A 14,461-nucleotide genomic window follows, 5' to 3' on the forward strand; every position below is an offset into this window, starting at 1 on the left:
AATTATTTTTTTAATTTTTATAAATTTACCTCTTTACTTACAAATTATAGCATAATTTTATAATTAAATATCTATTCACCTAAAATTATTTAATATAAAAAAGCTGTATTTCTATTTATTAATTACTTGACTATTAATTAATAAATAGAAATACAGCTTAAAATGTTCGACTTTTTACCAAGGTTATTTAATCCGATTAATAAACTAAAAATTTGCACTCTACCAAATATAAGGTATAATACGATATTTTGTTTTTTGACAATATTCTTTATACCCATCAAGTTCAGCACTAAGCAACTTTTCTTCATCTAATATACGAAACACAACTATTATGCATAAAGGAATTGCAGCAATCATTCCCCACCATGAATTCAGTGCTAGAGGTGTAAAAAGTATAATTAATATAGCGCCTAGATACATAGGGTGTCGCACAACTGAATATGGTCCATCAGTAATTACTTTTTGATTACTCATAACAACTATAACTTTTGATGTAAAAGAATTGTAGCGAAAAACAAAGAATACAATTATAAATCCAATTAAAATAAGTACATCTGATATTATTGTCAAAATAATTGGAATACTAGACCAAGCAAAGCGGTTGTCTAGAGCTGGTACTCCTAGCAATCCAAATAAGAAAAGAAATCCAGCGATACTTTGACCAAGTATTTGTTGTGGACGTGTTTCCTTTGATTTGATGCGACGTTCAAGTAATACTGGGTCATTAATCATCACGTAAATTGTAATTATACAAGTTGGAATACAAAAGGCAGTCAGAAATATCCATCCTTGCCAAAAATCAATTGTACCAGTTAAACCAAAAATTAAGCATGCTAAAACTAATATAAAAGCAATAACAGATACACTTGCTAAAATGTATAAAGATTTTATTTTTTCTTGCATTTAAAACCTCCAGCACAGCTTTTTTCTATAAAAGCAATAAACTATATGTAAGATAAATTAAGATAAATATAGAAAACAATTATAAGTTAATAAAAAATTAAGTTCCTTAGACTTTTAAATATATTATAAAATTATTTGCTACCATATGTTTGTTATTGTGGCAATTTGGTAGCAAATTTTATTTCTATCCCATTTTTTAGAATATACTTATATTAAAATATTTTTATTGCATAGTTTGATATTTTTCAATATTTATACAGCTTTTATCATCATCTTGCCACCATCAAATACATACTCAACCATATTATGTTCATATAAATATGTTATATAAGAACGTATTGTACTACCAACTAGAACGTATTGATTAGCATCTAATTTAACATTGTACACATCACACATTTTTTCAATGACTTCATCAATCATAATTGGTTCACAGCAAACCTTTTTAATATTAGATATTATTTCTTCCATCTTATCTTTATTTACATCAATTAAATCTTGTATACTTGTAGTCTTGACAGAGTGACTTGGAACAAAAAAATCTGCATCAAGAGTTTTCATTTTTTCTAACGTTTTAAATTGTGAATCTATATCTAACAAAAAAAAGAAATGATATTTACTAATTATATTTTCTGGTGTAAGACTGTCTGCAACAAACAAAACATTATCTGGAGTTCTAACACCAATCATTTCAAAATAATGACCAGGAAGAGAAATCGCTTCAAGTTCTGTATCTAAAATTTTTCCATTTGAAGGTATAATATAATCAACTTCACTCTCTTTTGCTAATAAAAATTTATTTTTTAGTGCTTTACTTGGATACCCTCCATACAAAAATGCCGATTCTAATATTGGATTTTCTGTAAAGTATCCTTCTATTTTAGTTGTAGCAATCTTACATTTTGTTTGATTTTTCAAATATGCATTCCCTCCTATATGGTCTGCATTTGAATGAGTGTTTATTATTAATTTAGGATTTAAATTATGCTCCTCTAATAGTCTAAGAATTTGTCTAGCAGTATCTTTGTTATTTCCACTGTCAATTAAAATTGCATTATTTCCATCTACATATACACCTACTATTGTAGGAAGTGGAATATAATATGTATTTCCTTTTATCTTCTCTAAAGTCAGTTTAGCCATTTTATAACCTCCCTTTAAATTTATTTTTAATTATAGCATTAATTTTCAGAAAATTCCAATCAAATTATTTTTATAATATGTTTTTATTTTTTTTATTAAAAATTGGAAAAACTATATAATATATATTATAATCTATATATAAGGAGTGATGTTATTGAAAAAAGATAGAATAACTTTTTCAGAAATTTTAATATTAATTGTAGGCTGTATATTAATGGCAATTTCTCTTAACATGTTTTTTAATCCACATGCAATTGCTGCTGGTGGTATAACAGGTCTTGGAGTTGTTTTAAATTCATTATTTGGTGTACAACTTTGGATTGTCAATTTACTTTTAAATATACCTCTATTCATATTTGCTTACAGAATACTTTCAAAAAAAGATTGTTTTAAAACAGTCTTAGGAATAATTTTTCTTACTATAGCACTTAAAGTTACTGCAAATATGACTACACTAGATATTACAAATGATATGTATCTTGCAATTATATCTGGTTCTATTTTAATGGGAGTTGGTCAAGGCCTTATTTTTAGAATAAATGGCTCTACAGGTGGAACCGATTTGATGGCACTCCTATTGAATAAATATTTCCCTACACTTAGTATTCCTGTTTTGATGGGTATTGTTGACTGTGTTGTAGTAGTACTATCGGGAATAGTAAATAAGCAAGTTGAGATTGCACTTTATTCAACTGTGGCACTATACATTTTAGTAAAGGTCAGTGACTTACTTATTGAAGGATTTAATTATTCAAAATCATTTACTATTATATCTGACCTGTCAAAAGATATAAGTAAAAGAATCATGGAAGATTTAGATAGAGGCGCAACTATTCTAAAAGGTGAAGGTGCTTATACTGGAGAAAATAAAAATGTGCTTTTAGTTGTAGTTGAAAAAAAAGAAGTTGTCGAACTAAAAAAATTAGTGAAAAGTGTCGACCCTAATGCGTTTATAATAATTACAGATATACATGAAGCTTTAGGAAATGGATTTAAAAAAATAGAATAATCACAAAAACAAACAGCAAGCATAAATTTCAAATATAAAAAACTTATATTTTTATATTTGAAAATTGTGCTTGCTGTTTTTCATACAATAAACAGTCAAAAAATACACTACTTAGATTTATTTTAAGATTTATCTCATTATTCTAAGTTCACATTATTTATTAGTTTAATATCTATAATTACATTATAATTATCTCCCAACTTTGTATAAATTCCTATGCATATAATCTTATCTGCAAACTAGAAGTTTTTATAATTATTATTCTCCATTATATCATTTATTGATTTTTTTAACAATTAAAGCAAATATAAACTTAAACACCTATGTAATTACTAACTATAAAGTGTTTTAAAATTACACAAGACCTATATTTATAGATTATAAGATATTTATATAAAAATGATTTATAAATATAGCCAAATTGCTCTGAATATGTATATAATAAAAATAATATGATGATTATATTTAACACTGTCAATAAAACTAAAAATATTAAAAGGAGAACTTAAAATGAGTGTTAATTTACAAAAAGGACAAAGAGTAAGTTTAGTAAAAGATGCTAATCCTGTAAAAAATTTAATTGTAGGATTAGGATGGGATATGAACAAATTAGGTAAAAAAAACTATGATTTAGATGCATTTGCAATAGCATTAACTAGTGAAGATAAAATGAAATCATCAAAAGACTTAGTTTATTTTGGACACCTTAAACATCCTTCTAAATCTATCATACATACTGGTGATAACTTAACTGGAAGAGGTGAAGGAGACGATGAACAAATAAATGTCAATTTATGTGATATACCTGAATATGTACATAAAATAGTTTTTGGAGTTTCTATATACAGAGCTAAAAAAAGAAATCAAGATTTTGGCCAGATGAATAATTCTTTTATAAGGCTAGTTGATTCAAATTCTAGACAAGAATTATTTAAATATAACCTTCAAGAAGACTTTTCTGGTAAAGTAACAGTTTTGGCAGGCGAAATTTATCGTAGAAATAACGAATGGAAATTTAATGCCCTAGGAATTGGTCAAAATGAAGAGCTTCATGAATTAACTGATATATATCGTTAATACTAACTATAACAAAAAAATTATAAAAGGAGTTGTTTTAAATGGGTATAACTTTAGCAAAAGGACAAAAAGTAAGTTTAACAAAAACTAACCCAGGTCTTAAGAAAGTAATGGTAGGATTAGGATGGGATACTAATAAATATGATGGTGGTTTTGATTTTGATTTAGATGCTTCTGCATTTTTAACTGGAGCTGATGGTAAGGTAACAAATGATGGGGATTTCATATTCTACAATAATTTAAAACATGCTTCTGGAGCAGTTGAATACATGGGAGATAATAGAACAGGAGTTGGAGATGGTGATGATGAGCAAATAAGCGTTGACTTATCTAAAATACCACAAAACATTGCAAAGATATCATTCACTGTTACTATAAATGAAGCTGTTACAAGAAGACAAAACTTTGGACAAGTTGAAAATTCATATATAAGAATTTATAATGAAGAAACTAGTGAAGAGCTTATCAAATATGAGTTAGGTGAAGATTTTAGTATAGAAACAGCAATAGTGGTTGCAGAGTTATATAAACATAATGAAGAATGGAAATTCAATGCCTTAGGTTCTGGTTTTGAAGATGGGCTTGCAGGATTATGTGGAAATTTTGGTGTTAATATAGGTTAATAAGTAGTTTAAAATAAAAAGGTAGCTACTATTTTAAGTGCTACCTTTCAATCTACTCCTCTTATTCTTGCTGACTTTTTATTCATTCTTCTAATGCTTCCATTTTATCGCCTTTAAATTATTCTTTCTCCTATAGTTTTGAAAGATAATAATAAATATATATCTTATTTCCTGAATATTATATGCTTCTCAATGTAATGCATTGTAGTTAGAAACTCACTGAACCATACTTTAATACAAGCCAACTATCCCTATTGTAATTGTTATAGTGGTCTATTGTATTGGTTTGTTTCCATATTGCCTACCTTTCATATATTGGAAAATATAAATAATCTACTGTGTGCATTGTTCGGCTAAGCCAAACAAATACAACTCAATTTTATCTCATTCTAATATAGCCATAAAATATCTTATGTTTTAGGATGATAATTTTCATTCATTTTATTACAATTTATACTATAGTTTTATGTGCTTTGTTAATATTTGTAATATTTTAGACACTCTTTATACTTATGTTACTGATATACTTTGATTAAGAAAAGTAAATATAATATGAGTTGGTGATTATTTATGAAAGATATTTTAAAGAATTCTTTTCGTACTATACTAGGGTTTTGTATTGGTGCGTTAATATGTATATCTTATGAATTTATTTCTAAAAAAGAAATAAGCTTTTATACAATTAGACTATTTATTTTTTTACTTGCTGGAGTGCTTATAGGTACTCTAATACGTATAATATTTTTATATTTAAGACAAAACAGAAAACATTAATAGAGTATATTATAAAGGAGATAATGCTATATGGATTTTTGGAACAATACACTTTTAAGTATAGGAGTAATATTCTCAATAGGAACTACAATAAGATACTTAATTAAAGGTAAAACTAATTATTGCAAGAAAAAATATTTAGATAAGTTAGAATTGAAATATGGAAATATAGACAGAGAAAAAGCTATTAAACTAGAACTATTTTTTAACTATTTAATAAGTTTAGAATACATAATAATGGGTTTATTAATAAAAAAATTTGATACTGCAATAATATCAGTGATATTAGTATCTATTATAACACTAGTATCTTATTATTTAGTTAGGAAGAAATATATAACTCTATAAGAACCACTAAGATTAATTAAATTAAAAAAAGAACTCCTGTTATTGAGTTCTTTAATACGCCTTTATTGGTATCCTAAATTCTTTTGTTTCCATGTTATCAGCTGATAATACTACTTCTATATAAGCTTCTTTTTTAAGCATAATACAATTTTTAAAATTAAATTGTTCTATTCTAAAATTTATTCCTTTATGAATTGTAGTATTATCTTTTGGGTGCCATCTAAGTTCTTTATTTATCTGTTCAAAATTGTTATTTTCTCCAATATCTACTTCCATATTAATAAATTTCAAACTTAATATGGGGCTTTTTGCAACAATAGTACTTTTATTTTCTATTACAAAATCAACTAAGTTATTACTATGAATTTCAGCATAAATATTAGCTTTATCATCTAACTTATTTGAATCAAGTCTAATATATCCATTACCATTCTCATAATAATCACCTGCCATATTATTCTCATTATTTCTTCTATATTTTAATATCAATTTGGCTTGTTTATTAGATTCCATAAAAGCCATAATTGATATAATTAAGGCTGCTATTGCTGCAAATGATGCAATTACAGAAATTATATTTACATAATTACCAAGAAATTCATTAAACTGATTGAGCATATCTTTTTCTCCTTAAAAACATTACTTTATCTTATTATAGTTGTATAATATTTTTTACATTTACTTTTAATTTATTACACAAACTTCTTATATAAAAAAAGACCATCTATCAAGATGATTCTCTAGACTAAGTATCTATGTTTTTGTTTATACTCTGTAACAGCATCATTTCATGCCTCTTGCTCTCTTATTCCCTTTTCTCTAGCAATTCTCTGTGCTATCTTTCTAACTAATTCAGCATTTTTTAATATTCCTATACTAACCACTTCCTTATCTCTATTTTATATTATACCATACAATAAGGAATAAAGCTAATTCCTATTAAGTTTTGTTGCTCGTTTCATAAGTTCAAAAACTTAATCCCCCTAACATCTTCTTTTAATTTATTATATAAAAAAGACCATCTATCAAGATGACCTTTTGACTTAATCTATTTTTTACCTTTACACCACTTCTTATTGGTATCATCTTTTATGTAAGTTCTAAATATTTCACAACAACCTAAACATAAATCAGAACATTTCTTTGAGACTTTAGAGAAAAATCTTGGATTATTTGCATACCATATTATTATATCTCTATGTTTTACTAATTTTCTATCTTCTAGTAAATTTAGGTTAAATAATAATTTAGGATTATTTTCTCTTAATTCCTGATTATTTACATCTGAAATATTACCTATTGATAAATTATCTTCAAATGATACAATTTTATTATGTGGTATTAACTTTAACTTCATTGCTTCTTTTAATAAATAACAGCATCCTCACACCCTGCCTAGTCAGTTCAATAAGCTAGAGTAATCTCTTAATTCTAGCCTAGTATATATTTAGTTTTAATAGTAAAATTCTTCATTTCCACAATATTATTATCTTACATAATTATCAATAAAAAATCTCAGGATAGTTTCTAAATAGTCTCATTTTCAAGCTTTTCATGAAAAAATGGGTAATTCAAATTCCTTTATTTTGAGATATAACATATTAATAATCTTACTATTGATAACTGAATTATTTAATAATCTTATTTTTTCTACTTCTATAGTTCATAGCATTTTGATTTCTTTACTTAAATTTTCATCCATAATCCATATCTCCTTTTCCTTTTGAATAATTTATTTCAATTTATTTACAGTTCTGCAAAATTGATTGCTATTATTAACAACTCATATTACTCTAGAGTTATACTAATTTATGAGGTAATTATTTATGGACTATTATCCTATGTTAAAGTATTTAATAACTTTTTTAATTGCGATTTTTGTTTTCATTCTGATAAATTCCATTTGTCAAAAGATAGAAAAAAGTTTCAAATTAAATGGATTTAAAAAGTTTCTTTTTTATTTATTTACATATTTCATTGGTTATTCAATTATTAGGTATTTAGATTATTTTTTTACAATTTATAGTTAATATTAGGAGAATAAATTTATGACTGTCTTTTCTTATTTGCAAGAATCAAACACATTTATCATTCTGTCTATAATTTTAGGAATACTTATGACAATCAATGATAATAAAAAACAACTATTAAAATTTAAAATACTGAATTATTGTTTTTTTATATGTATGAGTATCTCTTATATTTTTTCTTTTTTAGTCTTTTTTAAAGACTTTAGTTCAAACATATTAGAAATTATTGCTCATATTTTGTCTATAATACTATTAATCGCTTGTAATAGAGTTTCGACTAAAAATACTTTAAATACTAGTCTTTACACTTTACTAGCATTTTGGTTTAGTCCTCTATTTGCAATAATATTATTATTTTGGATACACAAACCTCACAAATATCTTAACAATTAAGTTTCTTATTTTTAGAAGGTAAAAAATATAATAAAATTTCTCTCAACACTTGTAATTACAATTCTTTTATATTATAATTCTTTAAATTAAATATTTAAAGTTATACTTTAAAATTATTTAACTATCTAGGAGGAAAACATGTATCTTAAATATCTGCAAACTTTTAAGACTATTGTTGAAGAAGGTAGCTTTTCAAAAACGGCAGACAAACTGAATTACACACAATCAACAATTAAAAATACCATTTATAATAGATGAGAAAAACTGCATTTTTAGACAGATATTTGAGACATATTTACGAGAAAAGGATATTACTTTAGACCATACAATTGAACTTTGGAGTATACCAACAATTAAAAATTTAGTAAAAAATGATATGGGTATATCTTATCTCCCCACATTTACAATAGAAAGTGAAATTAAATCAGGAGATTTATGTGAAATTAAAACAGATTTAAGTAGTAAAACTATCACAGCTGTCTGTGCACATCACAAAAATAAATGGATTAGCCCTCTTATGCAGTTATTTATTTAGTTAGTTGCTGCAAATTAAAAATAGTAAAACAATAAATATGACATAATAACCACTCAACTTCTAAATTCAAAACTTTGTAGTTATGAATATACTTTAGATATGAAAAAGAAGGTAACAACTATACTTAGTTGCTACCTCCTAATCTTTTTTCTCATTTCTTTTTTCCCAAACTCTACTGAAATATCAAAAAATGATGCTATATTCTCAGTAAAAAACTTATTTTTATGATATGCAATATCAAATGTCCTGCATAAGTCAATGCCTTCAATATCACAAGACCATAAAAGATTTTTCTTTACGTAATCTTCAACAAGAAGTTCAGATATAACAGCAATACCAAAATTATCTGTAACTGCTCTTAGAATAGCTTCAGAGTTATAACATGACCATCTAATATTCATTGGTATTTTTAATTCTTTCAATTGATTTTCTAATTGCGCTCTTGTTCCACTTCCCAGTTCACGCATAATTAATGGCTGGTTTGAAAGTTCTGAAACTTTTACTGAATCTCGATTGTAAAATTTATGCTTATTGGAACATACAAGTACAAGGTGGTCCTTAATAATGCTTTTTATCACAATATCTGGATGATTAATCTTTCCTTCTACAATTGCAATATCTAATTCACTATTAAGTAATTTTTTTACAATTAGACTTGTATCTTCAACAAACACTTCAGGTTCCACTAAAGGGTTTCTTTTATATAACTCTAATATTATTGGGCTTATCACACAAGTACCAACAGTTACTGTTGCTCCAACTCTTATTCTAATATTTTTAGCACAATGTTTCATACAATCAATCATCTCTTCATTTATAGATAAAAGATGCTTTCCATATCCTAGAAGCTTTTTTCCTGCTTCAGTTAGGTATAGTTTTTTTGAAATTCTATCAAATAATTTAACTCCATACTCTCTTTCTATTTCCGAAATAGCTTGACTAACTGACGACTGTGTAATATACATATTTCTTGCAACTTCACTCATTTTGCCACATTCAGCAACCCTTACAAATATCTCAAGGCTACGAATAGTCATATTATCACGACCTTACCAAATATTAGTAAATACTTATGATTTTATTAACATTTTAGTATTTTACAAATACATTGTCAAGAACTATAATTTTAGCATAGAGTTATAAAAAGGATTGGAGTGTGATATTGTGAAAGTATTAATTATAGGTGGAGTTGCTGCTGGAACAAAAACTGCTGCAAAAATAAAACGTGAAATGGGTGACAATTGTTCTGTTACAATCCTCAATAAAGGCGAACATATTTCTTATGCAGGCTGTGGCTTACCATATTATGTTGGTAAGGTTATTGAAGATAAATCATCTTTAATTGTAAATACACCTGAGAGCTTTTCTAAACTAACAGGAGCAGAAGTTCGATGTGGAGTTGAAGTTACATCTATTGATAGAAAATCAAAACAAGTAGTTTTGAAAAGAATTTCAACAGGAGAAGAAGAAACTATTAGTTATGATAAACTTGTAATTGCCACAGGAGCAGACCCAATAAAACCACCAATACCTGGAATCGATTTATCTGGAGTATTCTTCATGCGTACTCCAAATGATGCAATAGCATTAAGAGATACTGTCGAAAATGGAGTCAAGAGAGCTGTTGTCATTGGTGGAGGCTTTATTGGTCTTGAAATTGCTGAAAATCTTTCTGCTATGGGTATACGTGTAAGTGTTATTGACATGGCCGAACATGTTATGCCTGGATTTGATACCGATTTCGCTGAATATGTTGAAAATCACCTAGCTGATAAAGGTATTATGATTTTCACAGGCGACCAAGTTATAGGAATTGAAGGTGAAAATAAAGTAGAAAAACTTCGTACCAAAAATAGAGTTATTAAAACAGATTTAGTGGTTATGTCAGTTGGAATTCATCCTAATACAGCCTTTTTAAATGATACAGATTTAGAATTTGCTCCAAACAAAACACTTATAGCTGATGAATTTATGCTTACAGCTGATGAAAATATATATGTAGTTGGAGATTGTGCTTGTGTAAAAAATGCTTTGACAAATAAACCTACATGGTCACCTATGGGTTCATCTGCAAATCATGAAGGTAGAATTTGTGCTCAAAATATAGCTGGAAAATCTAAAACTTATAAAGGAGTTCTTGGAACAACTGTAGTCAAATTGCCAGAACTTAATGTAGGAAAAACAGGTTTAAGTAAAGAGTCAGCTAAAAAAGAAGGTTATGATGTTTGTTCTGTTACTATAGCTACTGATGATAAGGCTCACTATTATCCTGATGCATCTAATTTTATAATAAGAATGGTTGCTGAAAAACATACTAGAAAGTTATTAGGTGTTCAAGTTATGGGCCCTGGTGCAACTGATAAGATAGTAGATATAGCTGCCACTGCAATAACTTTGGGAGCAGACCTTTATTCATTAGAAAGTATGGACCTTGCATATGCACCACCTTTCTCAACAGCTATTCATCCTTTTGTAGTGGCAGTAAACGTGTTACAAAATAAACTTGATGGAGAACTCGATAGTGTTTTACTTGATGAAATTGAAGATTTTGATAGCTGGACTAAACTTGATGTTTCAAAAGCCCCTTCTATTCCTAACCTACGTTATTTACCTGTTGGTGAAATTAATGGAGAAATTGAAGGTCTTTCTAAAGATGAAAAGATTCTTCTTCTATGTGCAAAAGGTAAAAACAGCTACATGGCTCAAAATCGTTTAAGACGATTTGGTTATACAAATACAAAAGTCCTTGAAGGTGGAATACTATTTTATCCAAATCTTAAAGCAATGGAGGATTAATTATGAATAAGATTACAACAGAACAAAAAAAGGAATTAAAAGGTAGAGGCTTTTTACCAAGTAGAGATGGAGAACATTTTGCTGCACGTATAATAACTGTAAATGGAGTAATCAATACCTCACAAACGAAAAAGATTGCTGAGGCTGCTGAAAAATTTGGAAATGGTCAAGTAGCATTTACTACTAGATTAACAGTAGAATTACCTGGTGTAAAATTTGAAGATATTGAAGCTTTAAGTGAATTCATTGCCAGTGAAAATTTAATCACAGGTGGAACAGGTTCAAGAGTTCGTCCTGTTGTAGCATGTAAGGGAACTGTTTGTGTTCATGGATTGATTGATACACAAGCACTAGCTGCTGAAATTCATCAAGAATTTTATAAAGGATGGTACGATGTAAAGTTACCTCATAAATTTAAAATCGGTGTTGGTGGATGCCCTAATAATTGTATTAAACCTGACTTAAATGACCTTGGAATTGTTGGTCAACGTGTACCTGATTATGACCCTGAAATATGTGTTGGATGCAAAAAATGTTCTGTTATGGAAGTCTGTCCTGTCAAAGCCGCTAAATTAACAAATAAAGGAAAGCTTGAAATAGATAATAATTTGTGCAATAACTGTGGTAAATGTATAGAAAGTTGTAATTTTGATAGTATTGAAGAAAAAGAATCTGGCTACAAAATATACATAGGAGGAAAATGGGGCAAATCTGTTCGCCCTGGAACACAAATTGATAAACTATTTTCAAAAGAAGAACTTATGACTTTAATTGAAAAAACTCTTCTTTTATTTAGAGAACAAGGTAAAACAGGTGAACGCTTTGGAATTACGATTGATCGAATTGGTGTTGATAAATTTATAGAAATGCTTTTATCAGATTCTGTATTGGAAAGAAAGCAAGCTATACTTGATGCTCCTTTACATCTTAAAGGTGGAGCTCAGTGTTAATAAGAGTATTTTTAATTTAAATTTTAAGAGTATATTTAGCGTATATAAATAATCTATATAAAAATAATATAGTAATCATATGCCAGATAGATATAGACACAAAGGATTTATAAAGATAAATTTTTAATGCATCTTTATAAATCCTTTCTTTATCAAAACTGTATACTTATTTTATTCTAATTATATATCAACACTCTTTTTAATATTTATTAAGATAATTTTATATATAAACCATGATACAATAAAAAGACCTAGATATTAATCCAAGCCTTTTAGTATTAAATTAATTTTGAATTGTATTAATTGAAAAGTTTACTATACCACTATTTCCATTTTCATTTACAACCAAATACCAAGTTCCTGTATTAGGAACTTTCATTCTACATAGAGTTTTCTTAGCAAATCCACCATAATAATCATAGTTTCTTTGATTTTTAAATTTAACATAATTTATATGATCTAATAATATCACATTAGCTTGTTTCTCCAAGTTTACTTCTACAATATCCCCTTTTTGCAGATGCATCTTACTATAACTATATTCCATTTAATTAACCCTCCACAATTGAATAACTTTTCTTATTTATTACATATTAGTCCTCTATATCTGAAAATTTATTTAAAATATCATAAATACTATATAATTACATGATTAACCAGCTCTAACCTTATCTACTACAACCCAAAGTCTATTTAAAATATTATTAGCAACAACTTTTCCATCCCATGTTACTTTTTCATCCTTATTTTCTAACAAAGCATAATACCCAGAGTCAGAACTTTCATCTTTATAGATTGTAACATAAAATTCTTCATCACTATATTCAGGTCTATCTTTAAAGTCTTCAGATATTTTACATTTTATTATATATCCTTCTAATTCTTCCTCTATAAACAAATTAATTCCTCCAATCTCTATATTTTTACTAATTATACCATATTATGTCATAATCTATGTATTTTATAGGAAATTTCTATTTTTTCTTTATTTTATAAGAGTATTATATAATTTTATACTTTTTTACTTTATATTATATTCATTAACTCTTTTATTTTCTTATATATTTCTTTATAATTAATATATTTTTTTATTAGTTTCTACAATCTTATAGACATAATTATATCTACTCTCTTTATGTTAAATAATTTATTTTTATTTAGCATAGTATATTTTTTCTTGTCAATTAATATTTTCTATATTAAATTATATTGGCTAAAATATAATCAAATTGATTTAAAAATTATATTAAAAGAAAATACTATTTATCTAATAAAAAATAGCACTCCCCTAAATGGGAAATGCTCATTTTTCAAGATTATTTTTGATCTTCTAGTATATCATTTAAGGCATCATATGTGAAATTTATTATTTCACCACAGCTTACTTTATTTTTTTTCAATGAAGCACATATTTCTGTACTGTATTTAGCCCTTACTTTATTCATTAATTCTCTTGAATACTTTCTTGCCATATTTTCATCTAAGTTATTATTTCGTCCATTTAAATATCCTATTATAACAACTGCTGCATTTACAGCTCCACAGACACTCCCTACAGTAATTCCAACTCCCATACCACTTCCTATTGAAATTGGTATATCTGTTTCATGTTCTTCATTATAAGATTTTATTAATGCTTCTGCACAAGTGTATCCTTGGCTATGATATATTGATGGTCTTGTCATTTTTATACTTCCTTTCAATTTTTATTTTAGTTTACGTGTTCTCATAGTGTATAAATAAAATATTATTAACCTTTTTATATAATATTTATTATGACTATAAACTTAGAATTGTATTTACTTCAAAAAATTCATAATTTTATTCATTTGATTGTCTAATACTTCAAATATTACAAAACAATGTTTAACAAAAAACTA

Annotated in this window: 15 protein-coding genes and 1 pseudogene; 8 read left to right on the forward strand and 8 right to left on the reverse strand. The window is 26.7% G+C overall.

All coding sequences use genetic code 11. From position 1 onward, the window contains the following. Positions 1–219: 219 nt before the first annotated feature. Positions 220–903: a methyltransferase family protein gene (locus tag IC175_RS01905; protein ID WP_227851043.1), complete on the reverse strand. Its 684-nt coding sequence runs from the start codon at positions 901–903 to the stop codon at positions 220–222. 252 nt (positions 904–1,155) lie between these two features. Next, positions 1,156–2,046 carry an MBL fold metallo-hydrolase gene (locus IC175_RS01910; RefSeq protein WP_227851044.1) on the reverse strand — a complete coding sequence of 297 codons (891 nt, stop codon included), beginning with the start codon at positions 2,044–2,046 and terminating at the stop codon, positions 1,156–1,158. Between the two features lie 148 nt (positions 2,047–2,194). Between IC175_RS01910 and IC175_RS01915 the strand changes: the two genes are divergently transcribed. From IC175_RS01915 to IC175_RS01930, 4 genes are all read left to right on the forward strand, one after another. After that, entirely contained in the window at positions 2,195–3,055 is an 861-nt protein-coding gene (locus tag IC175_RS01915) for a YitT family protein (RefSeq protein WP_227851045.1), read from the forward strand. A 510-nt stretch (positions 3,056–3,565) separates the two neighbouring features. After that, positions 3,566–4,132 (forward strand): TerD family protein, encoded by a 567-nt coding sequence (locus IC175_RS01920; protein ID WP_227435995.1) that lies wholly within the window; start codon positions 3,566–3,568, stop codon positions 4,130–4,132. A 41-nt stretch (positions 4,133–4,173) separates the two neighbouring features. Next, complete coding sequence (locus tag IC175_RS01925; protein ID WP_227435993.1) at positions 4,174–4,755, forward strand: TerD family protein; 582 nt, start codon at positions 4,174–4,176, stop codon at positions 4,753–4,755. Positions 4,756–5,559: 804 nt separating this feature from the next. Then, positions 5,560–5,877, forward strand: coding sequence for a hypothetical protein (locus IC175_RS01930; RefSeq protein WP_227845328.1), 318 nt, complete (start codon positions 5,560–5,562; stop codon positions 5,875–5,877). A 51-nt stretch (positions 5,878–5,928) separates the two neighbouring features. Here the strand turns inward: IC175_RS01930 and IC175_RS01935 are convergent, their stop codons facing one another. Both IC175_RS01935 and IC175_RS01940 read right to left on the reverse strand, forming a co-directional pair. Then, positions 5,929–6,495: a hypothetical protein gene (locus IC175_RS01935; RefSeq protein WP_227435989.1), complete on the reverse strand. Its 567-nt coding sequence runs from the start codon at positions 6,493–6,495 to the stop codon at positions 5,929–5,931. A 430-nt stretch (positions 6,496–6,925) separates the two neighbouring features. Next, a pseudogene (locus tag IC175_RS01940) lies at positions 6,926–7,237 on the reverse strand (DUF1835 domain-containing protein); the annotation flags it as partial. A 1,201-nt stretch (positions 7,238–8,438) separates the two neighbouring features. Here IC175_RS01940 and IC175_RS19570 point away from each other — a divergent pair. Together IC175_RS19570 and IC175_RS01950 are read left to right on the forward strand one after the other, a co-directional pair. Further along, the gene (locus IC175_RS19570; RefSeq protein ID WP_227483130.1) at positions 8,439–8,558 is read left to right on the forward strand and encodes a helix-turn-helix domain-containing protein; all 120 of its coding nucleotides are present in this window, start codon (positions 8,439–8,441) and stop codon (positions 8,556–8,558) included. Next, positions 8,551–8,835, forward strand: coding sequence for a LysR family transcriptional regulator substrate-binding protein (locus IC175_RS01950; RefSeq protein ID WP_227483261.1), 285 nt, complete (start codon positions 8,551–8,553; stop codon positions 8,833–8,835). Before IC175_RS19570 ends, IC175_RS01950 begins: the two co-directional genes overlap by 8 nt. A gap of 131 nt (positions 8,836–8,966) precedes the next feature. Here IC175_RS01950 and IC175_RS01955 read toward each other — a convergent pair whose 3' ends face one another. Continuing rightward, positions 8,967–9,872, reverse strand: a complete 906-nt coding sequence (locus IC175_RS01955; RefSeq protein WP_227435985.1) for a LysR family transcriptional regulator — start codon at positions 9,870–9,872, stop codon at positions 8,967–8,969. A 127-nt stretch (positions 9,873–9,999) separates the two neighbouring features. On the opposite strand from IC175_RS01955, the gene IC175_RS01960 reads away from it, so the two are divergent. Together IC175_RS01960 and IC175_RS01965 are read left to right on the forward strand one after the other, a co-directional pair. Further along, on the forward strand, positions 10,000–11,631 hold the full coding sequence (locus IC175_RS01960) for an FAD-dependent oxidoreductase (protein WP_227483131.1): 1,632 nt from the start codon (positions 10,000–10,002) through the stop codon (positions 11,629–11,631). A gap of 2 nt (positions 11,632–11,633) precedes the next feature. Next, positions 11,634–12,581, forward strand: coding sequence for a 4Fe-4S dicluster domain-containing protein (locus IC175_RS01965; RefSeq protein ID WP_227483132.1), 948 nt, complete (start codon positions 11,634–11,636; stop codon positions 12,579–12,581). A 283-nt stretch (positions 12,582–12,864) separates the two neighbouring features. Here the strand turns inward: IC175_RS01965 and IC175_RS01970 are convergent, their stop codons facing one another. The 3 genes from IC175_RS01970 to IC175_RS01980 form a co-directional block, all read right to left on the reverse strand. Continuing rightward, entirely contained in the window at positions 12,865–13,128 is a 264-nt protein-coding gene (locus tag IC175_RS01970; protein ID WP_227435979.1) for a DUF1883 domain-containing protein, read from the reverse strand. A 105-nt stretch (positions 13,129–13,233) separates the two neighbouring features. Next, a complete protein-coding gene (locus tag IC175_RS01975; protein WP_227435977.1) occupies positions 13,234–13,479 on the reverse strand; it encodes a hypothetical protein in 246 nt (81 codons plus the stop codon). Positions 13,480–13,897: 418 nt separating this feature from the next. Further along, positions 13,898–14,266, reverse strand: coding sequence for a C-GCAxxG-C-C family (seleno)protein (locus IC175_RS01980; RefSeq protein ID WP_227435975.1), 369 nt, complete (start codon positions 14,264–14,266; stop codon positions 13,898–13,900). Positions 14,267–14,461: the final 195 nt, after the last annotated feature.

The sequence above is a fragment of the Clostridioides sp. ES-S-0123-01 genome (assembly GCF_020658415.1).
Taxonomy (GTDB): Bacteria; Bacillota; Clostridia; order Peptostreptococcales; family Peptostreptococcaceae; genus Clostridioides.